We start from the raw sequence: 26,473 nt of genomic DNA, 5'->3' as shown, positions 1-26,473 counted from the left end.
TATGGCGGGGCTGAGAGTCCGGCCGTTCCTGGGCGATGGCTCAGTTTTTGGGGTTGTAGTCGTCGCCGTAGATGTCACGCAGTTTCTGGTCGAACTCCGTCCGGATGTTGCGCCGCTTTTTCTTCATCGACGGGGTCAACAGGTCGTTCTCTGCGGTCCACTCCTTCGGGACGAGTTCGAACCGCTTGATGCGCTCTATCTTCTCCAGTTCGGCGTTCGCCTCGTCGACGGCCTCCTGTATCCACGCGCGAACGCGTTCGTCCGCACACCGCGCGTAGTCGTCGTCGGGTAAGTCGACGCCCTCGGCGGCCGCCAACCGCGCCACCTCCTCGAAGTTGGGGACGATGAGCGCCCCGACGAACTTCTGGTCGTCGCCGACGACCATTATCTGCTCGACCCGGTCGCTCGTCGAAAAGTGGTCTTCGATGGGTTGGGGCGCGACGTTCTTGCCCGTCGAGAGGACGAGCAGTTCCTTCAGTCGGTCGTGGTAGACGAGGAAGTCGTCGTCTGTTTGCTCGACGATGTCGCCGGTGTGGAACCACCGCGTCCCGTCCCTCTCGGAGAACGCCCGCTCGGTCGCCCCCGGTTCCTCCCAGTAGCCGGACGTGACGTTCGGCCCGTCCACCAGTAGTTCGCCGACCGGCCCCTCTACGTCCTCGAACTCGCTGGCGTCCACGACGGAGGTATCGATTCGCACGTCTACGTCCGCGACGGGGACCCCGAGCGTGCCGGGCCGAACGTCCTCCGGTGGATTGGTGGTGATGACCGGCGACGTTTCGGTGAGGCCGTACCCCTCGACGATGGTCAGCCCCATCCCGAGGAACGTCTCACAGAGCGTCTTCGAGAGGCTCCCGCCCCCGCTGACCATGAACTCGATGTTCCCGCCGAGTTTCTCTTTCACCGTGGAGTACACCAGACGGTCGGCGAGGCCGTGTTTTAGTTCCAGCACCGGTCCCGGGTCGTCGGCGCGGGCGTACTCGCGGGCGACATCGACGGCCCACCCGAAGATGCGTTTTTTCACGCCGGAGTCGCTGGCCTGTTCGCGCATCGTGCCGAAGATGCGCTCGTAGACTCGCGGAACGCTCGCGCCGGTGTTCGGCCGAATCTTCTGGATGTCGTCTGCCAGCGTGTCGGGGTTCTCGACGTAACCGACGGCCGCGCCGGAACCGTACATGAAGAAGTGGCCCGCGAGTCGTTCGAAGACGTGCGCCAGCGGAAGGAAGGCGATAGAGGTGGTCTCGGCGTCGACGGTCGGTAAGTCGGGATGTTTGTCGGGACGCGGTGCGAGGCGCTTTCGCGTCTGATTGACGTTCGACCGGAAGTTCCGATGGGTCAACTGAACGCCCTTCGGTTGGCCGGTCGTCCCCGACGTGTAGATGAGGCTGGCGAGGTCCTCGGCGTCGCGCTCGGCGAGCCACGAGCGATAGGCGTCCTCGTCGAACGTCTCGACGCCGCGCTCGTACACCTCGTTGAGCGAGTAGACGTTCGGTCGGTCCACGTCGCAGTCGTCCACGACGACGATGAACGAAAGCGAGAGGTCGTCTTCGACCTCCAGAACCCGCCGAAGCAGTTCCTCGTTCTCGACGACGACGGCCTCGGCTCCCGGGTCGGAGAGCAGATACTGGACCTGTTTGGGCGACGATTCGGTGTACACCGTCGTGACGACGCCGCCCGCCGAGAGGAGCGCGAAGTCAGAGAGCGCCCACTCCATCCGCGTGCTCGAAAAGAGGCCGACGCGGGTATCGGATTCGACGCCCAGCGACCGGAATCCGGCGGCGAGGCGCTTCACGAGGTGGTGCATCCGCTCGTAGGTGATGGACGCGTACTCGCCCGGCGGCGCCGACGGGAGCACGTCGTCGCTCAGTGAGCGGTCGTACACCCCACCCTTGTACAGTTGTGCCACTGACTCGGCGTTTCGCTCCGCGCTCGCGGCGAACAGTTCCCCCAGTGTATCGTCGCTAATCACCTCGTCGGAGTACGAGGCCTCCGCAGTCCGCCAACTCGGTGTCCCTGCCATGTCATCCCGTTAAGCAGGCGTCGCCAAATATATAAGGGAAGTTCACGATAGAACCGTTTTCAAAAGTTTCCGCGCCGACAACAACCTACTGTCCGATTCGCATCCGGTTGGAAGAAGCGCCCGTGCTCACTGGATGTCGATGTCCGAGCCAGCGTCTTCTTCGTCCTCAACGGTGAACCGGATTTCGAGGACGCCGTTGCGGTACGTCGCGTCCGCGTGCTCGGGGTCCACGTGCGCCGGAAGGTCTATCGTCTCGCTGACGGTGCGGCGGCGGTAACTCGCGCCGTCGCCGACCTCGTGTTCACCACGGAGGTGGAGTCGGTCGTCGTGGAGTCGGAGCGAGAGTTCGTCGCGCTCGAACCCCGGGAGGTCCGCGAGGACGACGAAGCCGTCGTCCGTCTCCTCGATGGATATTCCGGCGTCCCAGCCGCTTTCTCCACCGAACTCGGCGTCACGCCAGCCGTGCCCGCTGCTGTCGCTCCGGTTGCTGAACATGTCGCGTCGCATCTGGTCGAAGAATCGTTCCATGCTGTCGAAGGGGTATCGTCGGTCGTTCATATTCACTACCTAATACATCTCGTGAATATATAAAGACGTATGCACACGTGATAGCACATCGTCCAGTAGGAGGCCCGAAACCCTTGTTTTCGGCACAATTCCAGAGAGGTGGAATCCCGGACGCACCAACCGCGGGGCTTTTTCGCGTCGGGGACGCACCCTCGGCCATGACAGACGGGTGGTTCGCGGGGCTAGACCCCGACGACGAGGCGGCCGCCGCCGACCGAATCAGGACGGGGCGGGCCGACGCACCGGGCGATTGGCCGACCGAGGCCGTCGCGTCCGGGTTCGCCGCGGACGAAGCCGATTACTACGACCGACTGCACGCGGCCGCGACGGCGGCGACGGCGGCCGCCGTCCACGAGCGAGAGACGGCCGACGACCAGCAACTCGTCCACGCCGTCCGGGCGATGGCCGACTGCGAGCGGACGGCCAACGAACTGGCCGAACGCGTCGCCGAGTGGGCCGGAAGCCGATACGGCGAGAGCGGGACCGGCGTCGCGTACGCCCGCGAACTGAGCGCGCGCGAGACGACGGACGAGGGCGACGAAGCGCTCCGCTCGCTCGCCGACCGGACCGCCGCGCTGGCCGACGAAGCCGAGGACCTGCGGGCCTACATCGAGCGGACGGCCCCCGCGGCCGCCCCGAACCTCTCGATGCTGGCCGGGCCGGTGCTGGCGGCGCGTCTCATCTCGCTGGCCGGGAGCCTCGAATCGCTCGCAAAACAGCCCAGCGGCACCGTACAGGTCCTCGGTGCAGAAGACGCGCTGTTCGCGCACCTCAGCGGCGGCGCGCCGTCACCGAAGCACGGCATCATCTTCACTCACGAATACGTCAACGGGACCCGCCGGGAAGAGCGCGGATCCGCCGCGCGAGCGCTCGCCGGGAAACTCTCTATCGCGGCCCGCGTCGACCACTACAGCGGCGACCGACGGCCAGAACTCCAGCGGGAACTCGACGAGCGCATCGAGCGCATCCGCTCGCGCGGAGGTGACGAGGAATGACCCTCCCCGACGGCGTCGAACGCCACGACTTCGGCGGGACCACCAGTATCGCCACGAGGGGCCATCCCGAGTACGGCGAGCGAACAGACGGCGAGTGGCGGCGCTGGGACCCCCATCGCTCGAAACTCGGCGCGATGCTCGAACTCGGGATGGAAACCGGCCTCAGCGCCGGGCAGACGACGCTGTACCTCGGCGCGGCCGCCGGGACGACGGTGAGCCACGTCGCCGACTTCGGCGGCCCGACGTACGCCGTGGAGTTCGCGCCGCGGCCGACGCGGGACCTGCTCGGGGTCGCCGAACGACGGGCGAACCTCTTTCCGTTGCTCAAGGACGCCCGCAAACCGGAGACGTACGCCCACGTCGTCGAACCGGTCGACGTGCTCGTACAAGACGTGGCGACCAGAGGACAGGGGCGCGTGGCGACGCTCAATCGGCGGTTCCTCGGCGACGACGGGCGCTTGCTGGCGGCAATCAAGGCACGCAGCGAGGACGTGACCGCGGACCCGGTCGACGTGTTCGACGACGTTCTCGCGGACATCGAAGAGGGCTACGAGATTCTGGCGACCGAACGCCTCACGCCGTACCACGACGACCACCTCGCGGTGGTGGCCCGCCCGCTGTCCGAGTGACCGCCGTCGTCGGGTGACGGAAGGCTTTAGCGGGTCCCTTGCGATGTTTCGGTCGATGGACGAGACGGGGTCTCCCGAGAACTTCACCCGGATGGGAACGTTGGGCATCGAAGAGGAGTTCTACGTCGTAGACGAGTACGGTCGGCCCACTTCGGGAACGGACGAACTCGTCTACGAGTCCGACCCGCCCGAACTGCTGGCGGGACGACTCGACCACGAACTGTTCAAGTGCGTCATCGAGACGCAGACGCCGCTCATCGAGGACCCGACCGACGCCCGCGAGCAGTTGCTCGCGGTGCGGGAAGCGCTCGCCGACCACGCCGACCGAAACGGGTTCGGCATCGCCGCCGCGGGCCTGCACCCGCTGGCGAAGTGGCGCGAACTCGAACACGCCGAGAAGCCGCGCTATCGGGCGCAACTCGACCGCATCCAGTACCCACAGCACCGCAACACGACGGCGGGCCTGCACGTCCACGTGGGCGTCGACGACCCGGACGCGGCGGTCTGGATCGCCAACGAACTCCGCTGGCACGTGCCGCTGATGCTCGCGCTGTCGGCGAACTCCCCGTACTGGAACGGCTTCGACACGGGCCTCCAGTCCGCTCGCGCGAAGATTTTCGAGGCGCTGCCGAACACCGGGATTCCCACGGCGTTCGAGGACTACGCCGCCTTCGAGGCCTACGAGACGCGGATGGTCGAGAGCGGGAGCATCGACGACCGGGGCGAACTCTGGTTCGACGTGCGGCCCCACTCGGGCCACGGCACCGTCGAGGTGCGCGCCCCCGACGGACAGGCCGACCCGGACCGCGTCCTCGCCTTCGTCGAGTACGTCCGCGCCCTCGTCGAGGACTACGCGGCCCGCTACGAGGACGGCGAATCGGGGGCGGCGATGCGCCGCGAACTCTTAGACGAGAACAAGTGGCGCGCGATACGCCACGGACAGTCTGCCGAACTGCTGACCCGCGACGGGAGCGGGACTGCCGCAGTGACCGACATCGCCGAACGGGAGTGCGACCGCTTGGGTATCGACGGCCTCAGAACGCTCGTCGACGCGGAGAGCGGGGCCGCGAAACAGCGACGTATTCGGGCCGACGAGGGCGTCCGCTCACTGTGTGAGTCGCTATTGTTGCAGTACTGAAGGCCCGAAGAAAGCGAAGAAACCGTCGGCGGCCGACCCGTCGCCGGTTTCGGGCGAAATGCTTCGGTTGCCACCACTATTTGACGATGCCCCCACACCGTCTCCACACCTTTTGCCAGTCAGGCAGTCTGCAGTCCCACAGCACCGCGTTTCGCGGGTTCGTTCCCGACGAAAACGCACCTTCCATCAACCGATTATAACGGTTAATTAGCCATGCCGTGCGACGACTGTTTCTTGTGACGACGACGATAAAATACCCCTCGGTCGCTCTCAGAACCGATATTGGAACCCCGATTTTCACCCACTTTATATTCAGGCGACCTGAAACGACAGGAACGAAAAGCGAAACTGACCGATATCGTCGGTGTTTGCGAGATAGTGAGAGCCTCGGCGGGGTACACCGACGGGTCGGCGACCCGAGTCGAGTCCGCGCAAAACGAGACATCGAGCCAAGGTTTTTATCCGGCAATCGCTTTCGTCCTCACAGAGACAACGCATGTCTTCCGACGACGACCACTACGACGACGACCTCGACGAGAACGGAGACGTTCGGGAGCGCCTCGAACAGGAAGCCGACCGCGCGGTCGAACAGTTCGACGAGGGCATCGTCGACTTGCTCGCGTGGGTCCTCGACACGGAGACGCGTGCGCGCATCTACGTCAGCCTCCGCCAACACCCCGACAGCACCAGCGACGAGATTTCGGAGGCGACCGGCCTCTACCCGAGTACCGTACGCGAAGCCCTCGCGGCGCTCCACGACGAAGGGAAAGTCACGCGCAAGAAACGCGAGAGCGACGGCGCGGGCAACAACCCATACGAGTACAGCGCGATTCCGCCCAGCGAACTCGTCAACAACATCGTCGGCGACGTGCAGGCCGAACTGAACACCGTCTTCAACCTCGACGACCACCTCGGCGGCAACGACTACACCCCGTCGGGCGACGACGGCGGCGAACCGGTCACGATATCCGTCGAAGACGCCGACGACGACGAGAGCGACGACGAAGAGGAGTGAATCGGCCGCCGTCTCTCGGTTCCGGACGGACCGTGTGAGGCGTCCTCGAAGGTTGTGAAAGACGACACCACTAAATCAGACCACACCGTTGCCCGGGATATGAAGGTCGCGCTGGGGGGTACGTTCGACCCCATCCACGACGGGCACCGCGCGCTGTTCGAGCGCGCGTTCGAACTCGGCGATGTAACTGTCGGACTCACCAGTGACGACCTCGCGCCGAAGACCCGCCAGGACAACCGGTACGTCCAACCCTACGCCGACCGCCGGGCGGCCCTCGCCGACGAACTGGAACGCCTCGGCGCGCAGTACGACCAGTCCTGGGAGATACGCGAACTCTCCGAACCGACCGGCATCGCCACGGAGGCGCAGTTCGACGCCCTCGTCGTCTCGCCCGAGACGGAAACCGGCGGCAAACGCATCAACGAAATCCGGCGCGACCGCGGCCACGACGAACTGGAGATTGTCGTCGTCCCGCACGTCTACGCCGACGACGGCGACATCATCTCCTCGACGCGTATCGTCAACGGCGAAATCGACGAACACGGGAACCTCACGCCCGAGCGAGAAGGGCGCGGCCAGCCCTCGTAGTCACCAGTTCGGCGCTTCCAGACCTCGTAGTCACCAGTTCGGCGCTTCCAGACCTCGTAGTCACCAGTTCGGCGCTTCCAGACCTCGTAGTCACCAGTTCGGCGCTTCCAGACCGACGCTCTCTAAGAGGTCTTTCCACCGCTGCTGAATCGTCAGCCGAGACACGTCTGTCGCGTCGGCGACGGCGGTCTGCGAGCGCTCTTCGCCCGCGACGAGTGCGCCGACGTAAACGCTCGCCGCCATCGACGCGCGCTTCGACCGGTCCTCGTCGGGGAGTGTCGAGAGAAAGAGGTCGACGGCGTGCGACCGGGCCTGTGTCCCGAGGTCCAGCGTCTCGGCGGCCGCCTCGATTTCCGCAAGCCACGTCTCCTGTTCGACCCGGTCGCTGGCCCGATACATGCACGGCGGTTGTTCCCCGACCTACCTAAAGCTTCGTCGCCCGCAAGCGAAGGGTTCATGACGATTTCGTGGAAACGGAGGAGTGCGCGCGGGTTGCCGAGCCAGGAAAAGGCGTAGCGCTTAGGACGCTATCCCGTAGGGGTCCGCCGGTTCAAATCCGGTCCCGCGCATGAGCGAACGAAGTGAGCGAAGAGCAGGACCGACTTGAACCCTGCAAGTAAGGCGCAGCGAACGAATGTGAGCGAGCATTTCTTGCTCCGGTTCAAATCCGGTCCCGCGCATTGCTGCTGCGAGCAAACCCGCGAGCAGCAGCAATCGAAACGAGCGGATTCTGAACCCGAGGAGTCGCAGCGGCCGACCGACGCGAGGCCGACCGTCTCCGCTCGGTTCAAATCCGGTCCCGTGCCTCGGAAAAACGCGGCTCTACTTGTGCGTAAACAGCACGACGCTGTCGTCGTGGATGGTCGTACAGAGGTCCATCTCGAAGTCGAGATTGAGCGAGGTGAACGTCTCCTTGCAGACGACCATGTCGTCGAACGGCTTTTCGCAGGCCGGACAGGCGACGGCGGTGGTGTTCTGGTACGACTTGATGGCCTCGTTGTCCTCGCGTGGCGTCAGCGACGAGACGAGTTCGTCGAAGTCCTCCATACACCGAGTCGCAGGTCGTATCGCTTAAATCATGCGCCCAGCGTCCCGGTGTCGCCGCAACGCACCGATGGGATAAAGTGGGCTTGCAGTAGTGCAACTCTGTATGGAACAGTCGCCCGACGGAACGCGAGTCGTCCTCGTCGGGGGGACGACGGAGACGGCGCGGAGAGACGGTATCAGCGCGGCGGGCGCGGACCCAGAGTTGATGAATCAGACGCCCGGGGCCGACGCGGAGGTGATTACGTACGGGCGGCCGGTTCGGGCCGACGCGGTGCCGGTGAGTCCGACAGGGTGTCCGACCCCTGCGCTGGTGACCCGCGCGGTCAGGGAACTGCTCGGGTTCGAGACGGTGGTCGTCGACGGCGGCCTCGCGGACCCGACGGGTGCGCCGACGGTGTCGGTGGGCGCGGGCGTCGGCCGCGACATCGCCGAACAGGACCCCGTCCCGACGGCCCACGGCGCGTTCGAGGCGGCCCGGCAGTTCGGGCGCGCGCTCCCGGCCGACGAGGTGTGGCTGGCGGAGACGATTCCCGGTGGAACGACGACGGCGCTGGGCGTCTTGCGCGCCCTCGGCGAGGACGCGATGGTCTCCTCGTCGCTGCCGTCGAACCCGACGGGGCAGAAAGAGCGCGTCGTCGACGAGGGGTTGGCGGCCAGTTCGCTCGAACCGGGCGACGCGGCCGGAGACCCGAAGCGGGCGGTCCGGCGGATGGGCGACCCGGTGTTGGCGACGCTGGCGGGCATGACGGTGGGGGCCGTCGAATCAGATACGCCCGTGACGCTGGCGGGCGGGACCCAGCAGATTGCCGCCGCCGCGCTGGTCCGCCACGCTGGCTACGAGGGGCGACTGGGCGTGGCGACGACGGCCTACGTCGCCGACGACGAGACGGCCACGTTCCGGGAGAGCGCGGCCGCCTTGGACCTCGACGTGACCGTGACCGACCCCGGGTTCGAACAGAGCGACCACGTCGGGATGGAGCGCTTCGTGGCCGGTGAAGCCAAGGAAGGCGCGGGGATGGGTGGTGCCCTCGCGCTGGCCGACAGGGCGGGGATACCGATGGCCGACGTTCGCGCTCGCTTCGCGGCAGTGTACGACCGTCTGCTGGGCGAGCAGGTGGCAACAGACAGCACCGACGCATCGGCGCGTGACCGGCCGTGAAGGGCGTCGTCCTCGGTGGGACGGCCTCGGGCGTCGGGAAGACGGTGGCGACGCTGGCGACGCTCACGGCGCTGGAGTCGGCGGGCTACGACCCGCAACCGGCGAAGGCCGGACCGGACTTCATCGACCCGAGCCATCACGAGGCGGTCGCGGGCAAGCCGTCTCGGTCGCTGGACCCGTGGCTGACTGGCGAGAACGGACTGCGGCGGACGTACTGGCGCGGCGACGGCGACGTGTGCGTCGTTGAGGGGATGATGGGGCTGTACGACGGGTCTGCCGCCTCGACGGCCAGCGTGGCCGAAGCACTGGCCCTCCCGGTCGTCCTCGTGGTCGACGCGAGCGCGGGGATGGAGAGCGTCGGCGCGACGGCGCTGGGGTTCCAACAGTACGCCGCGGAAGTCGGGCGAGACATCGACGTGGTGGGTGTCCTGGCCCAACAGGCCCACGGCGGCCGTCACGAGGACGGCATCCGCGACTCGCTGCCGGACGGCCTCCGGTATCTGGGCAGGGTCCCACCGACGGAGGAGTTGGAGATTCCGGAGCGTCACCTCGGTCTGCTGATGGGCGCGGAAGCGCCAGTCGACGAGAGCGCACTCGCATCGGCCGCCGAACCAATCGACGCCGAGGGCGTCGTGGAGGTGGCCCGCACGCCACCGGAAGCGGGGCCGAGCGAACCACCCGCGACGGCAACGACGGTGGCAGTCGCCGACGACGCGGCCTTCTGTTTCACCTATCCCAGTACGGTCGAGCGACTCCGTGAGGGCGGCACAGTGCGCCCGTTCTCGCCGCTGGCGGGAGATTCGGTTCCGGAGGCCGACGCCGTGTATCTGCCCGGCGGGTACCCGGAACTCCACGCTGAGCGTCTCGCGGATTCCGGAACCCTCGACGAACTCGCCTCACTGGCCGCCGACGGCCGCCCAACGTACGGCGAGTGCGGCGGCCTGATGGCGCTCGCGGAGTCCCTGACGACGGCCGAGGGCGCGACGTTCTCGATGGCAGGCGTCCTTCCGGCGACAGTCGAGATGCGCGACCGGTATCAGGCGCTCGACCACGTCGAACTGACGGCGACGCGGACGACGCCGATAGCGGACGCGGGGACGCGGCGGCGGGGCCACGAGTTTCACTACTCCTCGGCGACGGTCGGTAGCGACGCGCGGTTCGCCTTCGAGACGGTTCGGGGGGAGGGCATCGACGGCGAGCACGACGGTCTGACGGAGTACCGGACCGTCGGCACGTACTGCCACGCCCACGGGGCGAGCGGCGCGTTCGACGGCCTACTCTCGGAGTGACAGTCGAGTCGTCCAACCAACCGGCAGACGGGCGTCTGACCGCTCATAAACTTTTTTCCTACGTCCCGTCATGGTACAGGCAATGAACGAGTTGCGCGACCTCTTCGAGGCCGTGGTCGCAGACGCCGACGCCGTATTCCTGTTCTCGCCGAGCGCGAGTGAGTTCGAACAGTTCGAAGAGGCCGACGACCCGGTAGTGGTGGTCGGCCCCGAGAACAACGTCGAGGCCGAGTCGTTCGTCGAACTCCCCCTCGACTTCACCGACTTGGAAGGACGGGTGCGGTTCGGCATCGAGGGCGCACTTGAACAGGGCTACACCGAGGAGGGCGACGAAGTCGTCTGCGTGAGCGGGTTCATGGGCGGGACGACGAACTCCGTCTCGCGCATCGAGACGAGCGACTTCTCGCCGTCGGGCGTCTACGACCTGTTCGTAAACTCCCGGGCGGAACCCGGCGTCGTCCGGGACGTCTTCGAGGTGGCTATCGAACTCGGGAAAAAGGGACAGAAGGGGAAACCGGTCGGCGCGCTCTTCGTCGTCGGCGACGCCGGGAAAGTGATGAACAAGTCCCGACCGCTCTCGTACAACCCCTTCGAGAAGTCTCACGTCCACGTCGGCGACCCAATCGTGAACGTGATGCTGAAGGAGTTCTCGCGACTCGACGGCGCGTTCGTCATCTCCGACGCCGGGAAAATCGTCTCGGCGTACCGGTACCTCGAACCGTCGGCGGAGGGGGTCGACATCCCGAAGGGACTCGGTGCCCGACACATGGCCGGTGGGGCCATCACCCGTGACACGAACGCGACGGCTATCGTCCTCTCGGAGAGCGACGGACTGGTTCGGGCGTTCAAAGGCGGGGAACTCGTCCTCGAAATCGACCCCGAGGAGTACTGACGATGCAGGGCGGATTCGACTGGCCCAACGCCATCAGGACGTTGTTCTCACCGGAAGGGACGTTCGTCATCTCGCTGCTGGTGCTCGGACTGGGCGTCCTCGTCGGCTTTCTGGTCTGGCGGGCGTCGCGGGAGTTCATGCGCGAACTCGGCGTCCCCGAGACGGTAGAGGGGACGCCGTTCGAACGGACGGCGCGGAGCCTCGGCACGTCGACGGTCGGTATCGTCTCGAACCTCGCGGCGCTGTTCGTCTACATCGTCGCCATCACCGTCGCGCTGAACATCGCGCAACTGGTGAATCCGGAGGCCTACTGGACCCGCTTTACCGCGTTCCTCCCCGACCTCTTTATCGCCGTCTTCGCCATCATCATCGGCCTCATCGCTGGCGATAAGGCGAAACTGGTCATCTCAGAGCGTCTCCGGAGCGTCAAGCTTCCGGAGGCGACACTCCTCCCCGAAATCGTCAAGTACAGCATCTTCTACCTCGCCGTCCTCATCGCGCTGGGACAGTTGAGCGTCGACACCCTCGCCCTGCTCATCCTGCTCGCGGCGTACGCCTTCGGCGTCGTCTTCCTCGCCGGACTCGCCCTGAAAGACCTGCTGGCCGCGAGCGCGGCGGGCCTGTACCTCCTGTTGACCGAACCGTACAGCATCGGCGACGAGGTCATCATCGGCGACCAGCAGGGTATCGTCCAAGAGGTCGATATGTTCGTCACGCACGTCGAGAGCGGCGAGAAAGAGCACATCATCCCGAACCAGCAGGTCGTCCGAAACGGTATCGTCCGCGTCCGGAGTTAGCGGCCCCCGGATTCGACCGGTGTGGCCGGAACGCCCGCGACGGTCGTTTCGGGGGGCACGTCCTCGGTGACGAGCGAGTTGGCGGCCACCTGCGCGTCCGCGCCGATTTCAACGCCCGGCAAGACGATAGCGCCCGCCCCTATCATCGCCCGTTCGCCGACGACAACCTCGCCGGTCCGGTACTCGTCCTGTAAGAACTCGTGACAGAGCAGGGTGGCGTCGTAGCCGACGATGGCGTCGTCCCGAACCGTGATCAGTTCGGGCCAGAACACGTCCGGCGTCGACTCCAATCCCCACGCGACGCCGGTGCCGACGGTCACGCCGAGTCGGCGCAACAGCCAGTTCTTGAGGCGGAGACTCGGCGAGATACGACAGACGAGGATGACGGCGTAGTTCACCATCACGCGCAGCGGGTGTTTCGCCGCGGGCCACGAGAACAGCGAGTTGCGGGGGCCGGGCGTCGGATGGCGGTCTAAGTCGTCGTGGCGTGGGCCGGTCACGCACGCCGATTGCGGCCCGGTGGTAATGAATCCACGCGGACCAGACTCACGTCCGCCGCCAGAACGTCGGCGTCAGCAGGACGAGCACCGGGATAATTTCGATGCGCCCGACCCACATCAGCAGGACCATCAGGAGTTTGCTGGAGCGTGCGAACCCGTCGTAGGTCCCGTACGGTCCCGCCTGCCCGAACGCCGGACCGATGTTGAAGAACATCGACGCCGCCGCGCTGAGCGCCTCGAACTCCGTGATGGTCGCGCCCGTCCGCTCACCGTCGGCGACCAGCAGGACGGTCCCGACGATGAAAAAGAGGAGCGCGACCAGCGTGTAGGCGTACACGTCTCGAATCGTCTCCTCGCCGATGACCTCGTCACCGAGGCGCACCGCACGGACGCTCTTCGGGTGAGCGGCGACGTTCAAGTCCCGCCAGAAAGACTTGGTGACGATGAGCCACCGGAGCGTCTTTATCGAACACGTCGTGCTTCCGGCCATCCCGCCGATGAACATCCCGACGAACAGGACGTTCTTGGCGGCGGCCGACCAGAGGTTGAAATCGGTCGACGCGAATCCGGTCGTCGTGACGATGGAGGCGACCTGGAAGGCGGCGTGACGTGCCGTCTGTTCGGTGCCGCCGGTGAATCCGGGGTCGACGACCAACAGGCCGGTTATCAACAGCGTGCCGGTGGCGAGGATTCCCAGATAGAACTGGAGTTCCTCGCTGCTCCGGAGCCTGTCCGTCTCGCCGCGAACGAGCGCGTACAGCAGGATGAAGTTCGTCGCGCCGACTATCATGAACCCCGTGACGGCCCACTGGACCGCTGGCGAAAACGCCCCGATGCTCTCCGCTCGCGGCGAGAATCCCGCAGTGGCGATAGCGGTAAAGGCGTGCGCGATGGCGTCGAAGGCCGTCATCGCCGGCGCGAGTCCGAGCAGGTGCAATGCGAAGAGAATTACGGCCGCCCCGGTGGTCAGCGCGAGGTAGAGCGCGACCAGAATCTTCGCCGTCTGTGCGATGCCCGGCGTGAGTTTCGTCACGTCTTTCGTCCGCGTCTCGGTCTCCATCAACTGCGCCCCGGCGACCGAGAGGCGCGAGAGGACGGCCGTCGCCAGCAAGAGCACCCCGAGGCCGCCCAACCACTGGAGCACTTGTCGCCACATCAGGAGGGCTTGGGAGTGAGCGTCGAAATCTCGGATGACCGTCGCACCGGTCGTCGTGATGCCGCTCATCCCCTCGAACAGCGCGTTGACCGGGCTGGCGAACACACCGCTTCCCTCGACGTACAGCGGTATCGCGCCGACGACGGCGATGGAGAGCCACGCCAGCGAGACGGTCAGGAACGCCTCGCGGTCGTGGATGCGGCGGCGCTCGAACTGCGCCAGGCCCGTCCCGACGGCGACACTGACGGCGATAGCGAGGAGGTAGGGCGTCGGGGACTCGCCGTAGACGAGAGCGACGGCCACGGGGACCGACAGCGGCACCGCTAACCACTGGAGAATCGACCCCAGGACGTTCAGCGCCGACCGCACGTCGACCGTCGTCAGCGCCACGTCACGACACCTCTGCTTCGATAGACCGACGCCACGTGTACGGGAGAAACAGGCGGTGGCGTATTGAAACCACTGTCCGATCGGGCCCTAGTGCGAACCTGATTCAGTCGTCGCCGCGAATCTCGTTCATGTGGTCGATTCGCTGCTGGACGAGGTCGGCCTTGCCGATATCGTGGCGGACGCGGAGGCCCTCGGTTCCGGCGCGTTCGAGCGCGCCCTCGGCGATTTCCTCGGCTTCGGCGATGGTATCGGCGACGCCGACGACGGCGTACGACCGGGAAGTGGTCGTGTAGATGCCGTCCTCGCGCTGGTCGACGCTGGCGTAGTAGAGAATCGCCTCGCCGGCGTTGTCCTCGTCGATGGTGACCTTCGCGCCGGATTCGGGGTCCGTCGGGTAGCCGTCGGGGACGGCGTACTTACAGACGGTCGCCTTCGGTTGGAAGGACAGTTGCGGGATGTCCTCGTCGTCCCGGGCGGCGGTCAGCACGTCGAGGAAGTCCGTGTTGAGCACGGGAAGCGTGTTCATCGCCTCGGGGTCGCCGAAGCGGGCGTTGAACTCGACGACGCGCGGCCCCGTCTCGGTCAGCATGAACTGGCCGTAGAGGACGCCCTTGTACCCGTCGAGAGCGTCGACGGTGGCCCGGAGGACGTCGACTGCGTCCTCGTAGTCCCCCTCGTCCATGAAGGGGAGTTCGAGACCGGCGTCGGTGTAACTGCCCATACCGCCGGTGTTCGGGCCCTCGTCGCCCTCGTAGGCGCGCTTGTGGTCCTGCACGGCGGGCGTGACGCGCAGTTGGCCGTTGGCGACGAACGCCTGCACGGTGAACTCCTCGCCGACGAGGCGCTCTTCTAAGACGACGCGGTCGTAGTCGGAGTCCCGGAGGTACTCCTTGGCTTCCTCGGGGGTACACTGGTCGCCGATGACGCGGACGCCCTTCCCGCCGGTGAGGCCCGCGGGCTTGACCGCGAGGTCGCCGTCGTACTCGTCGATGTACTCGCAGGCGGCCTCCATGTCCTCGAACGTCTCGAAGTCCGGACACCCGGGGATGTCGTGTTCGCGCATGAAGCGGCGCTGAAACGCCTTGTCCGTCTCGATGCGGGCCTCCGCCTCCTGCGGACCGAAGGCGTAGACGCCTGCGTCGTCGAGCGCGTCCGCGACGCCCGCCGCCAGCGGGGCTTCGGGACCGACGACGGCCAGCGTCGCGTCGATATCGCGGGCGTAGGTCGTCACGGCCTGCGGATTGGTCGTGTCCAGCGTCTCGAACCCTTCGGCCAGTTCGACGATGCCCGGGTTCTTGTTGCCCGCGCAGGCGTACAACTCGGCGTCCGAGTCGGCGAGCGACCGAGCTACGGCGTGTTCTCGCCCGCCCCCGCCCACCAGCAGCACTGTCTCTGTCATATCGGAACGCCGGATGGGCGTGACTGTAAGTATTGCTCTTCGAGCGTTCCACCGGGTCACACCCCTTTTCCCCGCGGCCCACCGAGAGTCGGGCATGAGCGACAGCGCGGACCCGACGCGACGGAACCGCCTCGACGAGGAGGAGAGCCCGTACCTCCGCCAGCACGCCGACAACCCGGTGAACTGGCAACCGTGGGACGAACAGGCGCTGGAAGCCGCGAAGGAGCGGGACGTACCCATCTTCCTCTCTATCGGCTACGCCGCCTGCCACTGGTGTCACGTCATGGAGGAGGAGAGCTTCGCCGACGAGGAGATAGCGGCGACGCTGAACGAGCACTTCGTCCCCGTCAAGGTGGACCGGGAGGAGCGCCCGGACCTCGACTCGGTGTACATGAGCATCTGCCAGCAGGTGACAGGCGGCGGCGGGTGGCCGCTATCGGCGTGGCTGACGCCGGACGGCAAGCCGTTCTACGTCGGGACGTACTTCCCGCCCGAGGAGAAGCGGGGCCAACCCGGCTTTCACGACCTGCTCCAGCGGCTCGCGAACTCGTGGGCCGACCCCGAACAGCGCGCGGAGATGGAGACCCGCGCCCAGCAGTGGACCGACGCCATCGAAAGCGACTTGGAGGCGACGCCGGGCCAACCGAACGACCCCGACGAGAACCTGATTCAGACGGCGGCGACCATCGCCCACCGCGGGGCCGACCGGAACAACGGCGGGTGGGGGTCGGGCGGCCCGAAGTTCCCCCAGACCGGGCGGATTCACGCGCTCCTACGGGCACACTCTGACGGCGGGCAGGAGGACTACCTGACCGTCGTCGAGGAGACGCTGAACGCGATGGCCGACCGGGGCCTGTACGACCACGTCGGCGGCGGGTTCCACCGCTACTCGGTGAACTCCCAGTGGAGCGTCCCCCACTTCGAGAAGATGCTGTACGACAACGCCGAGATTCCGAGGGCGTTCCTCGCCGGGTATCAGGTCCTCGGCAACGAGCGCTACGCCGCCGTCGTCCGCGAGACGTTCGCGTTCGTCCAGCGGGAACTCCAGCACGAAGACGGCGGGTTCTTCAGCACGCTGGACGCGGTGAGCAGGCCGCCCGAGGACCCCGACGGCGACACCGAAGAAGGCGCGTTCTACGTCTGGACGCCCGAACAGGTCCGCGACGCCGTCTCGGACGAGACGGCCGCAGACATCTTCTGTGACTACTACGGCGTCACGGAGAAGGGGAACTTCGAGGGCGCGAACGTCCTCGCGGTTCGCAAACCGGTCCCCGTGCTCGCCGACGAGTACGACCTGAGCGAGGGCGAAATCACCGAAAAGCTCCGACAGGCCCTGAACGAGACGTTCGAGTCCCGCGAGGAACGGCCCCGTCCGGCCCGCGACGAGAAGGTCCTGGCGGGGTGGAACGGCCTGATGATTTCGACACTCGCAGAGGGCGCAGTCGTCCTCGACGACTCGTACGCCGACGTGGCCGCCGACGCGCTCGGATTCGTCCGCGACCACCTCTGGGACGCGGAGACGGGACGGCTGAAACGGCGATACAAGGGCGGCGACGTGGCCATAGACGGCTATCTGGAGGACTACGCCTTCCTCGCACGCGGGGCGCTGGACCTCTTCGGGGCGACGGGCGACGTGGCCCATCTCGACTTCGCGATGGACCTCGCCGAGGCCATCACCGAGGCGTTCTGGGACGAGGCGGCGGAGACGCTCTACTTCACGCCCACCGGCGGCGAGTCGCTGGTCGCCCGCCCGCAGGAACTCACCGACCAGTCGACGCCGTCGAGTACGGGCGTCGCCGCACAGTTGCTACTGGGCCTCTCGCACTTCCGCGAGGACGACCGGTTTGGCGACGTGGCCGAGAAGGCCATTCGTACTCACGCCGACCGCGTCTCCTCGAATCCGCTGCAACACGCCTCGCTGACGCTCGCGGCCGATTCGTACGAACAGGGGGCGCTGGAACTGACGCTCGTCTGTGACCCCGAGACGCCGCCCGCCGAGTGGACCGAGACGCTGGCCGAGCGGTACGTTCCGCGGCGACTGCTCGCGTGGCGCCCCGACGACGACGCGACGTTCGACTCGTGGCTCGACGCCCTCGGACTGGCCGACGCGCCGCCAATCTGGGCCGGTCGCGACGCCGTCGACGGGGAACCCACCGTCTACGCGTGTCGGAACTTCGCGTGTTCGCCACCGAAACACGACCTCGGGGCGGCGGTAGACTGGGGAGAGAACTAGTTCAGCGCCGTCTCGATTTCGTCGGCGAGATATACGGCGATGGGGACCGGTTCCTCCTCGACGAACCGGGCGATTTCCTCGCCCTCGTGTTCGACGACGACGGTCGGGATGTACTCGATGCCGTACTCGTCGACCTTCGGACCGGTCTTCGACCCGTCGTCTTCCTTCTCAACGGGGTAGTGATGAATCTTCGCGGCGGGGACTTCCGCCGCGTCGAGGGCCGCGCCGAAGTCCGGGAGTTGCGCCCGGCAGTCCTTACACCAGTCGCCCCCCCAGATGTGGTACTCCAGTTCGGCGGCGTGGCGCGCGAGAACGTCCACGGTGTCGGCGTAGGCGTCTTTCACCCAGACGGGGTTCGGTTCCATCGTGTCCAGCGTGTCGCTTTCGCTCATAGCACCCCGTAACCGGGCGAACGGCTTGAATCTCCCGGCCGACGGCCGAAATACCCGGCTTCACCGCCGAATGCCGCTCTCTGACCGCGTGCTACCGTCGAACCAGCAGTAAATTCTGCCGGGAACGGCGACTCCCCACAGCATTCGGCGGGTCCACTAGGGGTTTAACGCGGGGTGGCGTAGCGGCCTTCAATGCACGAGACCCTACACGATTCCATCGTCGAGGCCATCGGGTCGCCGCTGGTGTCGGTCCGCGCTCCGGCGGGCGCGACCGTCGCCGCGAAAGTCGAGTCGTTCAACCCCGGCGGGTCCGCGAAGGACCGCCCGGCGAGGTTCATGATCGAACGCGCCGAGGCAGACGGCGTCATCGAACCCGGCGATACGCTCGTGGAACCGACGAGCGGGAACACCGGCATCGGGATGGCGATGGTCGGGGCCGCGAAGGGGTACGACGTGGTGCTGGTGATGCCGTCCTCGAAATCGCCCGAGCGAAGGCAGATAATGCGGGCCTACGGCGCCGACATCGAACTCGTAGAGGGCGACATCTCGGCGGCGAAAGACCGCGCTGACGAACTCACCGACCGCGACGGCTACGTCCAGTTGCGCCAGTTCGAGAACCCGGCGAACCCGCAGGCCCACTACGAGACGACGGGCGCCGAGATTCTCGACCAGGTCGGCGACCGGACCGTCGACGCCCTCGTTGCCGGTGTCGGCACGGGCGGGACCATCACCGGGACGGGCCGCCGCCTGCGCGAGGCGTTCCCCGAGGTGGACATCGTCGCCGTCGAACCGGCGGCCAACGCCGTCCTCTCGGGCACGGAACCGGGCGAAGGCGAGGACAGTTTCCAGGGGATGGGACCGGGGTTCGTCAGCGACAACCTCGACGTGGACCTCTTGGACGACGTGAAGACGGTCACCCTCGACGACGCCGAGGACGAGTGTCGCCGCCTCGCGCGCGAGGAGGGCATCTTCGTCGGCCAATCGTCGGGCGCGTCGAACCTCGCCGCGCGTGAGGTGGCCGAAGAACTACTGGCGGCGGGCGTGGAGGACCCCCTCGTCGTCACCGTCTACTGGGACAGCGGCGAGCGCTACATGTCGACCGGGATGTTCGACTAAGCGCCGTCGAGCGGTCGTGCATCGGCTTTGAACTGTCGGTACTGCTCACGAGTCCACTCGTTCATCGCGTCCGTATCGTTGTGGATTGCGCCGCGGACTCCATTCTCGGTGTGGACGATGATTCCGCTGACCGTCTCCTCGGGCTTGACCGCTATCCAGATGAGGCACGGGAGGGCCTGCTCGGTGACGTGTATCTCGATGTTGTCCGACCCGGCGAACTGCTCGAAGGCGTCGGGATAGCTCTCGCGGAAGGCCTCGACGACGGCTTTACTCAAGACGAGTTCCGTCTCGTCACCGTCTTCGAGGAGTTCGGATATCTCGGCGATGTACTTGGGGAGGACAGCCGGACCGGTCCCGTACAGTCGCGTCGCGCCGTCGCCGAGCGTCGTCGCCCTCTCGATGGGAGCGTGCGGTGCCGCCATCGTGGCTTCGACGACTTCCGCGCCCTCCAGCGCCTCGGGCGGAATTTCGGCCTCCAGTGAGAGGTCCTGCAACACCGGTTGGGCCGCCTGAAGCGCGTCGAGACGGTCGAGAAACCGCTCGTAGGCCCGAAGCGATTCCCGACCAGCGTACGTCGTTCGGTATCTGCTCCCCGTCCGCTCGACGAGGGCCGCGTCGGTCAGCGTCTCGATGGCCCGGTCGACCGTCGAGCGCGAGGCGTCCACGTCCTCGACGAGTTCCGGTTTCGTCTTCGGCGAGGAGAGCGCCGTGAGGATGGCACGCCGTCTGGCGACGATATCCGCAGTGTCCGGCACAGTGGTCATGTAGTGGGACGCGACCAGCAACCACAAAGCATCTTCTGATTACTCGACTCTCGAAGCCACGCCGTCCGGGGCTTGTTCACCGCGTGGGAATTTTCCCATCCCTTTGGCATATATATGTAGCGGCCAAGAATATCTGTGTGGGCGTGCCGTTCCCCGACGGCGACAGTCCCACCAGGGTGTCCACCAGGTCGTACTGACCAAGCCTCTGACAGAGGACACCCGCCATGCCTTTCGTCTACGCGCCGAACTCCGACTCGGTCACCCGTACCACCAGCGTGTCCTCGATATCTCGGAGGTCGTACTCCGGTATCGTCTCGCCCGTTCGCGTCACCAGCATCGGTTCGACGAGGCGTGGTGGGCGGTCCTGCGCGGGGTCGGCGGGCGCGTCGTCGTCGTCTGCTTCCGCGTCGCTGTCGTCGCGGTCCGCACCCGTGTCGCCCGCCCCGTCGACGATGCCGTACACTTTGAGGAACCGCTCCGTCTCGTCGGGCGCGATTTCGTCGTCGCGGACGGCCGAGGCCAACTCACGTGAGAGCCACTCTGTCACGTGAATTGACGGCTCTTGGACGAGCGCCGCGTCGACGAAGCGAACGAGGTACCAGTTCAAGTCGTTGAGCAACGCCACCGCCGCGCCGAGACTGACCGTCTCCAGTTGCAGCGCGTTCTCGAACGGTTCGCGCAGGTCGTACGTCGCGAGCGCGTTCCGGGCCGTCTCGCGCGAGAGCAGTTCGTACTGGAGGTTCACGTCCTCGCTCCCGACGAGACACACCTGCGTCATAGCTGGTTCCTGTCTCGCGCCGGAGATTTACCTTTCGGTAGGGACGACCGACCGCTCGGCGGCGCAGGCCCGGGCACGCTCGAAGAGGTCACCGGGTTCCGCGGCGCGGAGCGTCTCCAGTGATGCGTTCGTCTCGGGGAGTTCCGGCGCGACGCGGTTACACCCGGTGTCGACCGTCGAGTCCTGGAACGTGCCGATGGCCCGCGCCGCTTCGGTAATCTCGGCTTTATCGAGCGTCAGGTTCGGCCGGTGAACGGGTAGGGTCGCCGCCGCGTCGGTCACCGCGACGTTGGCGGCGGTCTGACTGGACTTCTGCCCGATGGCTTCGCCGGTGACGATGCCCACGGCGTTCTCGTCCTCGGCGACTGCCTCGGCCGCGGCGAGCATGAACCGGCGGAGCGAGAGCATCCGCAACTCGCTCATCGCGTCGGCGAGGTCGGCGACCACGTCGCCCGCGTCGACGACGTGGAACGCCATCTCCTCGCCGGGCGCGTAGTCGGACAGTCTCTCGACGGTCGCTCGCGCCCGCGCCCGGTGGTCCGGGCCGCCGTAGTCGCCCAAGTCGACGTACACCGGAATCACGGGACAGCCCCGGCGCATCAGTTTCCACGCGGCCACCGGCGAGTCGATGCCGCCGCTGACGAGGGCGACGACGGGCCGTTGCGTGCCGAGTGGGAGGCCGCCCGGCCCGTCGCGTCGCTCCAGGAAGACGTACGCTTCGTCCGCGCGGCACTCGACGTACAGCGTGAAGTCCGGGTCCTCTAAGTCCACGACCGGGTCGTACCCGAGCGATTCGACGGCGTTCCACACCGCCGCCCCGCCGTCCGATTCGATGTCTGTACTCGCGAACGGATGGGCGTCGGCCGGACCGGCCCGGCGTGCGTCCACGGCGAAACTCCCACCGTCGAAGTTGGCCTCCGTTGCGGCCGCGAGTGCGTCTTCGATAGCGTCGAGCGTCGGGTCGACGGTGACCGCCGGGGACGCGGCGACGACGCCGAACGTGTCCGCCGCGGCCGCCGTCGCCGCCTCGGGGGCGTCGGTGTGAACGAACAGGCGGTTGCGCCGGACTTCCACATCACCCCCGACCTCGCGAGCGGAAAGCATCGCGCGCAGGTTCTCGGCGAGGCGGGCCTCCATCCGGCGGCGGACTTGCTCGCTCTTGACGCCCAAATCGCCGTGACGGACGAGGACCACGTCGGCATCCGGCGGGTGCATACAGGGAAATTGCCGAATCGCGAATAAAGGGGTGTCGCCTCCGCGCGCTGGCTGGAGCGCCCCGTCGCGCGCGACAGTCTGCCGTTCCGTCCGTCGGTCCGGTTGCCCGTCCGTCGGTCAGTCAGTCGTCCGCCGCCTGTGATTCGAGGTGGTCGGCTATCTGTGCCATCTTGACTTTGAACTCCTCCAAGTCGTACTCCAACGCGTGGAGCATCGCGCTGTACCGCGAGGTGTGGCTCGCGAGCGAGGCCGCCTCGTCGAGTTCGGCCTCCGTCGCGCCGTGCATCTGCGCCGCATTGCGGTGGAAGTGGGTGCAGTAGGGGCACTTGATGTTCGCCGCGACGGCGAGGCCCATCAGTTCGCGGTACTTCGGCGGAATCTCGGATTCGCCGACGGTGTACTTCTGGAAGAAATGCCATTCGCCCACCATGTCGTCCTTCGGAATATCGCTCAGCGGCGGCGGGACCATCCCGAAGGTATCCTTGATCTCCTGTTCGACGTCTGCCGTTGGTTCTTGTGTCGCCATGGTCTACGGTGTGGTGTCGTCGGCCGTCCCGACGGCCCGTGTACATCTATTAGAGGTTCGACATGTTAGTTATGCGTGGGCACGGGACACGGCTCACAGAGCGGCAGCGGCCTTACTTGACAGGAACGCACAGACGCGAAACTCGAACGCGGGACGGAGAAAGTGCGGCCAACTGCGTCGGTACGGTCACCGAACGGACTCAGAACGTCGACACGTCGCCGTCAATGACCTGTCTAGTCACGTCGGTGACGTTCGCGAGTTCCGCGTCGACGGCCTCGTGAACGTCGTCCTCGATATCGCCGAGGGCGACGCCGTCGTCGGTGACCAGCATCGCGTCGGCGACGTGCGGTTGGTCGATGGGTGACCCGATTTGCGAGAGCAGACGAATCTGGAGTTGGCGGATGCCGTCCACCTCGTCGACGACGGACTCCGCGATTTCGGTCGAGAGGAGGTTGTAAATCTTCCCGATGTGGTTGACGGGGTTCTTCCCGGAAGTCGCTTCCATGCTCATCGGCCGGTTCGGCGTGATGAGGCCGTTGGCGCGGTTGCCACGACCCACGGACCCGTCGTCCCCCTGTTCGGCGCTCGTGCCGGTCGTCGTGAGATAGATGGACTCCTCGTCGTAGTCGTCGGCGGTGTTGACGTGGACTGTCACGTCGCGGTCGGTGTATTCGGTTGCGAGCGTCGCAACGTACTCGCGAACGTCCTCGACGGCGGCCTTGTAGTCGGCGAGGTCGGCGACGAACTCGTCGACCATCGCGACGGCCACCGTCACGTCGATGTGGTCGCCCTCGCGCTTGCCCATGACCTTCACGTCCTGTCCGACCACGGGGTTGTCCGCGGCGTACTCGCCCGTGAGTTTCCGCTCGGTGTTGTAGACGATTTGCTCGGTTTCCGAGAGCGGCGCGTGGCCGACCCCGTAGCTCGTGTCGTTCGCCATCGGAACCGTGCCCTCCTCGCCGAAGACGGTCTGGAGGTCGCCCGACCCCTCGCCGAGTTCCACGTCGACGACGATGTCGGTCCCCAGGTCGAGATGCGGGAAGTGGTCGCCGAGGTAATCGCGGGCCGCTTCGAGGGCGATGCTCTCGGCCGGTATCTTCGTCCCCTCGTACTCCTTGGTCGCGCGGCCGACGATGAGGAGGTAGATGGGTTCGAGGACTTCGCCGCCGCCGTAGGCGGGCGCGGCCGTCCCGGCGACGAGTTGCGACTCGTCGGTGTTGTAGTGCAGGACGTGGCCGACTCGCTCGATGTAGGTCTGTGCCAGTGCCCGCGAGACGCTCTCGGCGACGCCGTCGCAGATGGAGTCCGGGTGGCCGATGCCCTTTCGCTCGACGATTTCGACGTTCTGGTCCTCGACTGCCAATCCACTCTCCGGTTGGACGTGGATGTTCCGCTCGGTCATTGCTCCGTTCTTTGCTGGCCCGGGTTCTATAACTTACGGGAACCGTTCGGTGGGGAAAGATTACTCGCCTGCATTTTCGAGCAGGAGACCGAGGTACGAGGTCCGAATCTGGTCGTCGGGGTCCAGACCGAGGTCCCGAAGCACGTCGAACGCACCCTCCCGTGCCGCGTCGACGCCCTCCGCGTCCGTTTCCGTCTCGACTTCGACGAACTCACCCACGTCTTCTACGTCGTCGACCGTGACCGTGTAGCCGTCGTAGCGGTAGAACCGTCGGTCTTTTCTGACCGTCGCGGCCGGTTCGAACCCCAACTGTCCGAAGATCGCGTCGGCCGTCTCCCCGTCGTCGACGCCCGTCTCGAACTCTTCCCGGGTCTTCGAGGCGGCCTCGACCAGCGGCCCCTTGTACGTGATTCGGGCCTCGGTGTCACCGTCGCGCGTCTCCCGGCGGAGTCTGAAGGCTTCGTCCGTCTCGGCGAAATCACGGTGTGGCGCATCGTAGTAGGTGTCGACCTGCACCACGTCGCCGGTCTGCTCGGCACCCAGTTCGTCGAGGCGAGCGACGACGGCGGCGGCGGGCGCGGCGACTTTCACTTCGACTTCGTACATGGCTCGTACTTCGGTGGGACGCTCAAAAGCGATTGCATCACTCGCCAGTGGCCGGTTGTGCCTCGTCGGACTGCGTGGTCTTCGCGTCCCGGCTTTTCGCCTGTCCCGGCTTCGAGGGGGGAAGGAAACTCGACGCGAGGAGGGTCACGAGGACGAACAACACGAGCACGACCAGGACTGCCCGTTGGGCGGCCACCATCGAGGACTGGAGTATCCCCACTAGCTCCCGCTGGAGGTCGGGCGACAGACCGCTTACGAACGCGTCCTGTTGGGCCTGGGTCGTCGCCTCGAGGGCGTCTTCGAGTTTGACCGCCAGTTCCCGCCGGTCCTCGCCCGTGACCGCAGTCCCGGTCGCGAGCAGCGTCGTCTCGGCGACGAGGCTCCCGTAATACCGAGACAGGAGGGCCGAACCGGCGACGGCCGTTCCGAAGGCGTACCCCAGTTGGCTCAGCGAGTTAATCACGCCGGAGGAGACGTTCGAGAATCGCTCCGGGACGGCAGACATCGTCAAGTCCACGACCTGTCCGGTGAACAGTCCGAGCCCGATGCCGATAACCGTCATCGGCACCACCAAGTCGCGGATGGTCTGGTCGATTCCGGTCGCCCTCGTCAGGAGCACCAGACCGAGTCCGATGAGAACGAGACCGAGTTGGATGAGCCGTTTCTGGGCGACGTACGCACGCCAGCCAGTGGATATCACCGCCAACACGAGCGTCGACACCGAGAACGGCAGGAGCGCGACGCCGCTCTCGAACGCCGAGTACCCGAGTGCGGACTGGAGGAACACCGGCACGGTGAACATGAATCCGGCGAGGAACAGCGATTCGCTCCCGAACGTGAGAACGCCCGTCGCAAACGTCCGGTTCTGCAGTACTGCTACCGGAATCAGCGTCGGTCGTCCGATGCGATGCTGCCGGAATTCCCACTGAACGAACGCGACGAGCAGGGCGATGCCCAACCCGATGCACCAGATTGCGGGCGAGAGACCGAGCGGTTGGACGAGCGTCCCCCCGACGACGAGCGGGCGCAGGGGACGAATCCACCCGTAGTACCCTGCGAGGAGCGACCCACCGATAATCCCGACGACGGCGAGTATCGAGAGAATCGTGCCGCCAACGTCCACCGTTATCTGCTCGTTGGTCGGCTGTGAGCGAAGGTAGCGGAGTGTCAACCCGACGATGAGGAGGACGAGGAGGAACTCGCCGAGGAATCCCCAGCGCCAGCTAGCGTACGTCGTGAGCATCCCGCCGAGCATCGGACCCACAGCGACGCCGACGGCCGTCACCCCGCCGATAGCGCCGAACGCCTTCGCGCGGTCGCTCCCGACGTAGTTCTCGACGATGATGGAGTAGGTTATCGGCAACAGGAGGGCGGCGGCGATGCCTTCCACGATGGACCAGCTAAAGAAGAGCACCGGCATGCTCCAACTGAGGCCCGCCAAGAGCGTGCCGACGCTGTAGACGCCCAGCGTGACGATGAGGAGTCGCTTGGTGTCGATGGCTCCCCTGAGGGTTCCGCCGGGGATGATTAACGCGGCCATCACCATCGAGTAGACGGCGATGGCCGCCTGCATCGAGCTAACCGTCGTGTCGAGGTCTTGGACGATTGCCGGGAGCGCGACGTTCATCATCGAAGTATCGAGAACGCCGAGGAACAGGCTCAAAGCGGCGATAATCGCCGGCGCCCAGTAGGTGAATCCCCTCGTCTCGTCTCTCGGTGGCGATGGACCGTCGCTGGCGTGGTCATCGGGACGTTCCATTGGGCGACCTACGATTCCCAGCCAATAAATGTTCGTCAGTAAACACGACTCTGTGGGCTCGCATCACGACCGCACCAGTCCTGACCACATCGGTGGGACCGCGA

26 protein-coding genes and 1 tRNA gene are annotated in these 26,473 nt (G+C 66.2%); 12 read left to right on the top strand and 15 right to left on the bottom strand.

The window, feature by feature from the left end; genetic code table 11:
• Positions 1-40: 40 nt before the first annotated feature.
• Positions 41-2,017, bottom strand: a complete 1,977-nt coding sequence (locus tag NJQ44_RS07980) for an AMP-dependent synthetase/ligase (RefSeq protein ID WP_254274156.1) — start codon at positions 2,015-2,017, stop codon at positions 41-43.
• A gap of 126 nt (positions 2,018-2,143) precedes the next feature.
• A complete protein-coding gene (locus NJQ44_RS07975) occupies positions 2,144-2,575 on the bottom strand; it encodes an Hsp20/alpha crystallin family protein (protein ID WP_254274155.1) in 432 nt (143 codons plus the stop codon).
• A 167-nt stretch (positions 2,576-2,742) separates the two neighbouring features.
• Here NJQ44_RS07975 and NJQ44_RS07970 point away from each other — a divergent pair, with 167 nt between their 5' ends.
• The 5 genes from NJQ44_RS07970 (at position 2,743) to NJQ44_RS07950 (ending at position 6,949) form a co-directional block, all read left to right on the top strand.
• Complete coding sequence (locus NJQ44_RS07970) at positions 2,743-3,579, top strand: NOP5/NOP56 family protein (protein WP_254274154.1); 837 nt, start codon at positions 2,743-2,745, stop codon at positions 3,577-3,579.
• Positions 3,576-4,208, top strand: a complete 633-nt coding sequence (locus NJQ44_RS07965) for a fibrillarin-like rRNA/tRNA 2'-O-methyltransferase (protein WP_254274153.1) — start codon at positions 3,576-3,578, stop codon at positions 4,206-4,208. The genes NJQ44_RS07970 and NJQ44_RS07965 overlap by 4 nt, the downstream gene beginning before the upstream one ends.
• A 55-nt stretch (positions 4,209-4,263) precedes the next feature.
• Entirely contained in the window at positions 4,264-5,346 is a 1,083-nt protein-coding gene (locus NJQ44_RS07960) for a glutamate--cysteine ligase (protein WP_254274152.1), read from the top strand.
• 496 nt (positions 5,347-5,842) lie between these two features.
• Entirely contained in the window at positions 5,843-6,361 is a 519-nt protein-coding gene (locus NJQ44_RS07955; RefSeq protein ID WP_254274151.1) for a helix-turn-helix domain-containing protein, read from the top strand.
• Between the two features lie 99 nt (positions 6,362-6,460).
• On the top strand, positions 6,461-6,949 hold the full coding sequence (locus NJQ44_RS07950; RefSeq protein ID WP_254274150.1) for a phosphopantetheine adenylyltransferase: 489 nt from the start codon (positions 6,461-6,463) through the stop codon (positions 6,947-6,949).
• 90 nt (positions 6,950-7,039) lie between these two features.
• Here NJQ44_RS07950 and NJQ44_RS07945 read toward each other — a convergent pair whose 3' ends face one another.
• Positions 7,040-7,348: a cyclin family protein gene (locus NJQ44_RS07945; protein WP_254274149.1), complete on the bottom strand. Its 309-nt coding sequence runs from the start codon at positions 7,346-7,348 to the stop codon at positions 7,040-7,042.
• An 86-nt stretch (positions 7,349-7,434) separates the two neighbouring features.
• On the opposite strand from NJQ44_RS07945, the gene NJQ44_RS07940 reads away from it, so the two are divergent.
• Positions 7,435-7,518 (top strand) — tRNA-Leu (locus NJQ44_RS07940).
• Between the two features lie 253 nt (positions 7,519-7,771).
• Here the strand turns inward: NJQ44_RS07940 and NJQ44_RS07935 are convergent.
• Entirely contained in the window at positions 7,772-7,996 is a 225-nt protein-coding gene (locus NJQ44_RS07935; protein ID WP_254274148.1) for a DUF7385 family protein, read from the bottom strand.
• A 103-nt stretch (positions 7,997-8,099) separates the two neighbouring features.
• Here NJQ44_RS07935 and NJQ44_RS07930 point away from each other — a divergent pair, with 103 nt between their 5' ends.
• From NJQ44_RS07930 to NJQ44_RS07915, 4 genes are all read left to right on the top strand, one after another.
• On the top strand, positions 8,100-9,155 hold the full coding sequence (locus tag NJQ44_RS07930; protein ID WP_254274147.1) for a nicotinate-nucleotide--dimethylbenzimidazole phosphoribosyltransferase: 1,056 nt from the start codon (positions 8,100-8,102) through the stop codon (positions 9,153-9,155).
• Positions 9,152-10,444 (top strand): cobyrinic acid a,c-diamide synthase, encoded by a 1,293-nt coding sequence (locus tag NJQ44_RS07925; protein ID WP_254274146.1) that lies wholly within the window; start codon positions 9,152-9,154, stop codon positions 10,442-10,444. Before NJQ44_RS07930 ends, NJQ44_RS07925 begins: the two co-directional genes overlap by 4 nt.
• Positions 10,445-10,526: 82 nt before the next feature.
• The gene (dacZ, locus tag NJQ44_RS07920) at positions 10,527-11,336 is read left to right on the top strand and encodes a diadenylate cyclase DacZ (protein ID WP_254274145.1); all 810 of its coding nucleotides are present in this window, start codon (positions 10,527-10,529) and stop codon (positions 11,334-11,336) included.
• 2 nt (positions 11,337-11,338) lie between these two features.
• Positions 11,339-12,133 carry a mechanosensitive ion channel domain-containing protein gene (locus NJQ44_RS07915; RefSeq protein ID WP_254274144.1) on the top strand — a complete coding sequence of 265 codons (795 nt, stop codon included), beginning with the start codon at positions 11,339-11,341 and terminating at the stop codon, positions 12,131-12,133.
• Here the strand turns inward: NJQ44_RS07915 and NJQ44_RS07910 are convergent.
• The 3 genes from NJQ44_RS07910 to purD all read right to left on the bottom strand — a co-directional run bounded on the left by NJQ44_RS07910 (position 12,130) and on the right by purD (position 15,578).
• Entirely contained in the window at positions 12,130-12,633 is a 504-nt protein-coding gene (locus tag NJQ44_RS07910) for an acyltransferase (RefSeq protein ID WP_254274143.1), read from the bottom strand. The two genes, NJQ44_RS07915 and NJQ44_RS07910, sit on opposite strands and share 4 nt — an antisense overlap.
• Positions 12,634-12,679: 46 nt before the next feature.
• Positions 12,680-14,179, bottom strand: a complete 1,500-nt coding sequence (locus NJQ44_RS07905) for a TrkH family potassium uptake protein (RefSeq protein ID WP_254274142.1) — start codon at positions 14,177-14,179, stop codon at positions 12,680-12,682.
• 103 nt (positions 14,180-14,282) lie between these two features.
• Complete coding sequence (gene purD / locus NJQ44_RS07900) at positions 14,283-15,578, bottom strand: phosphoribosylamine--glycine ligase (protein WP_254274141.1); 1,296 nt, start codon at positions 15,576-15,578, stop codon at positions 14,283-14,285.
• A gap of 94 nt (positions 15,579-15,672) precedes the next feature.
• Here purD and NJQ44_RS07895 point away from each other — a divergent pair, with 94 nt between their 5' ends.
• Positions 15,673-17,811, top strand: coding sequence for a thioredoxin domain-containing protein (locus tag NJQ44_RS07895; RefSeq protein WP_254274140.1), 2,139 nt, complete (start codon positions 15,673-15,675; stop codon positions 17,809-17,811).
• Here NJQ44_RS07895 and NJQ44_RS07890 read toward each other — a convergent pair.
• Positions 17,808-18,203, bottom strand: coding sequence for a thioredoxin family protein (locus NJQ44_RS07890; protein WP_254274139.1), 396 nt, complete (start codon positions 18,201-18,203; stop codon positions 17,808-17,810). The two genes, NJQ44_RS07895 and NJQ44_RS07890, sit on opposite strands and share 4 nt — an antisense overlap.
• 192 nt (positions 18,204-18,395) lie before the next feature.
• Between NJQ44_RS07890 and NJQ44_RS07885 the strand changes: the two genes are divergently transcribed.
• On the top strand, positions 18,396-19,319 hold the full coding sequence (locus NJQ44_RS07885) for a PLP-dependent cysteine synthase family protein (RefSeq protein ID WP_254274138.1): 924 nt from the start codon (positions 18,396-18,398) through the stop codon (positions 19,317-19,319).
• Here the strand turns inward: NJQ44_RS07885 and NJQ44_RS07880 are convergent.
• From NJQ44_RS07880 to NJQ44_RS07850, 7 genes are all read right to left on the bottom strand, one after another.
• Entirely contained in the window at positions 19,316-20,083 is a 768-nt protein-coding gene (locus tag NJQ44_RS07880) for a helix-turn-helix transcriptional regulator (protein ID WP_254274137.1), read from the bottom strand. The genes NJQ44_RS07885 and NJQ44_RS07880 overlap by 4 nt on opposite strands.
• A gap of 235 nt (positions 20,084-20,318) precedes the next feature.
• On the bottom strand, positions 20,319-20,861 hold the full coding sequence (locus NJQ44_RS07875) for a DUF5804 family protein (protein ID WP_254274136.1): 543 nt from the start codon (positions 20,859-20,861) through the stop codon (positions 20,319-20,321).
• 27 nt (positions 20,862-20,888) lie between these two features.
• Positions 20,889-22,076, bottom strand: coding sequence for a tRNA sulfurtransferase (locus NJQ44_RS07870; protein ID WP_254274135.1), 1,188 nt, complete (start codon positions 22,074-22,076; stop codon positions 20,889-20,891).
• A 121-nt stretch (positions 22,077-22,197) separates the two neighbouring features.
• Complete coding sequence (locus NJQ44_RS07865) at positions 22,198-22,602, bottom strand: carboxymuconolactone decarboxylase family protein (protein WP_254274134.1); 405 nt, start codon at positions 22,600-22,602, stop codon at positions 22,198-22,200.
• Positions 22,603-22,801: 199 nt separating this feature from the next.
• Positions 22,802-24,004, bottom strand: coding sequence for a methionine adenosyltransferase (locus tag NJQ44_RS07860; RefSeq protein WP_254274133.1), 1,203 nt, complete (start codon positions 24,002-24,004; stop codon positions 22,802-22,804).
• A 60-nt stretch (positions 24,005-24,064) separates the two neighbouring features.
• On the bottom strand, positions 24,065-24,610 hold the full coding sequence (cyaB, locus tag NJQ44_RS07855) for a class IV adenylate cyclase (RefSeq protein WP_254274132.1): 546 nt from the start codon (positions 24,608-24,610) through the stop codon (positions 24,065-24,067).
• A gap of 37 nt (positions 24,611-24,647) precedes the next feature.
• Entirely contained in the window at positions 24,648-26,369 is a 1,722-nt protein-coding gene (locus NJQ44_RS07850; RefSeq protein ID WP_254274131.1) for an MFS transporter, read from the bottom strand.
• Between the last annotated feature and the right edge of the window lie 104 nt (positions 26,370-26,473).

Source organism: Haloarcula marina, from assembly GCF_024218775.1.
Lineage (GTDB): Archaea > Halobacteriota > Halobacteria > Halobacteriales > Haloarculaceae > Haloarcula > Haloarcula marina.
The sequence above is the reverse complement of the archived record's forward strand: the minus strand, read 5'-3'. Positions and strand labels throughout refer to the sequence as shown.

Coding starts and splice junctions, on each gene's coding strand:
- NJQ44_RS07965 (WP_254274153.1), top strand. CDS start 3,576: ATGACCCTCCCCGACGGCGTCGAACGCCACGACTTCGGCGGGACCACC.
- NJQ44_RS07870 (WP_254274135.1), bottom strand. CDS start 22,076: ATGCACCCGCCGGATGCCGACGTGGTCCTCGTCCGTCACGGCGATTTG.
- NJQ44_RS07915 (WP_254274144.1), top strand. CDS start 11,339: ATGCAGGGCGGATTCGACTGGCCCAACGCCATCAGGACGTTGTTCTCA.
- NJQ44_RS07860 (WP_254274133.1), bottom strand. CDS start 24,004: ATGACCGAGCGGAACATCCACGTCCAACCGGAGAGTGGATTGGCAGTC.
- NJQ44_RS07955 (WP_254274151.1), top strand. CDS start 5,843: ATGTCTTCCGACGACGACCACTACGACGACGACCTCGACGAGAACGGA.
- NJQ44_RS07935 (WP_254274148.1), bottom strand. CDS start 7,996: ATGGAGGACTTCGACGAACTCGTCTCGTCGCTGACGCCACGCGAGGAC.
- purD (WP_254274141.1), bottom strand. CDS start 15,578: ATGACAGAGACAGTGCTGCTGGTGGGCGGGGGCGGGCGAGAACACGCC.
- NJQ44_RS07975 (WP_254274155.1), bottom strand. CDS start 2,575: ATGAACGACCGACGATACCCCTTCGACAGCATGGAACGATTCTTCGAC.
- NJQ44_RS07850 (WP_254274131.1), bottom strand. CDS start 26,369: ATGGAACGTCCCGATGACCACGCCAGCGACGGTCCATCGCCACCGAGA.
- NJQ44_RS07930 (WP_254274147.1), top strand. CDS start 8,100: ATGGAACAGTCGCCCGACGGAACGCGAGTCGTCCTCGTCGGGGGGACG.
- dacZ (WP_254274145.1), top strand. CDS start 10,527: ATGAACGAGTTGCGCGACCTCTTCGAGGCCGTGGTCGCAGACGCCGAC.
- NJQ44_RS07890 (WP_254274139.1), bottom strand. CDS start 18,203: ATGAGCGAAAGCGACACGCTGGACACGATGGAACCGAACCCCGTCTGG.
- NJQ44_RS07865 (WP_254274134.1), bottom strand. CDS start 22,602: ATGGCGACACAAGAACCAACGGCAGACGTCGAACAGGAGATCAAGGAT.
- NJQ44_RS07950 (WP_254274150.1), top strand. CDS start 6,461: ATGAAGGTCGCGCTGGGGGGTACGTTCGACCCCATCCACGACGGGCAC.
- NJQ44_RS07880 (WP_254274137.1), bottom strand. CDS start 20,083: ATGACCACTGTGCCGGACACTGCGGATATCGTCGCCAGACGGCGTGCC.
- NJQ44_RS07960 (WP_254274152.1), top strand. CDS start 4,264: ATGGACGAGACGGGGTCTCCCGAGAACTTCACCCGGATGGGAACGTTG.
- NJQ44_RS07885 (WP_254274138.1), top strand. CDS start 18,396: ATGCACGAGACCCTACACGATTCCATCGTCGAGGCCATCGGGTCGCCG.
- NJQ44_RS07970 (WP_254274154.1), top strand. CDS start 2,743: ATGACAGACGGGTGGTTCGCGGGGCTAGACCCCGACGACGAGGCGGCC.
- cyaB (WP_254274132.1), bottom strand. CDS start 24,610: ATGTACGAAGTCGAAGTGAAAGTCGCCGCGCCCGCCGCCGCCGTCGTC.
- NJQ44_RS07895 (WP_254274140.1), top strand. CDS start 15,673: ATGAGCGACAGCGCGGACCCGACGCGACGGAACCGCCTCGACGAGGAG.
- NJQ44_RS07945 (WP_254274149.1), bottom strand. CDS start 7,348: ATGTATCGGGCCAGCGACCGGGTCGAACAGGAGACGTGGCTTGCGGAA.
- NJQ44_RS07980 (WP_254274156.1), bottom strand. CDS start 2,017: ATGGCAGGGACACCGAGTTGGCGGACTGCGGAGGCCTCGTACTCCGAC.
- NJQ44_RS07875 (WP_254274136.1), bottom strand. CDS start 20,861: ATGACGCAGGTGTGTCTCGTCGGGAGCGAGGACGTGAACCTCCAGTAC.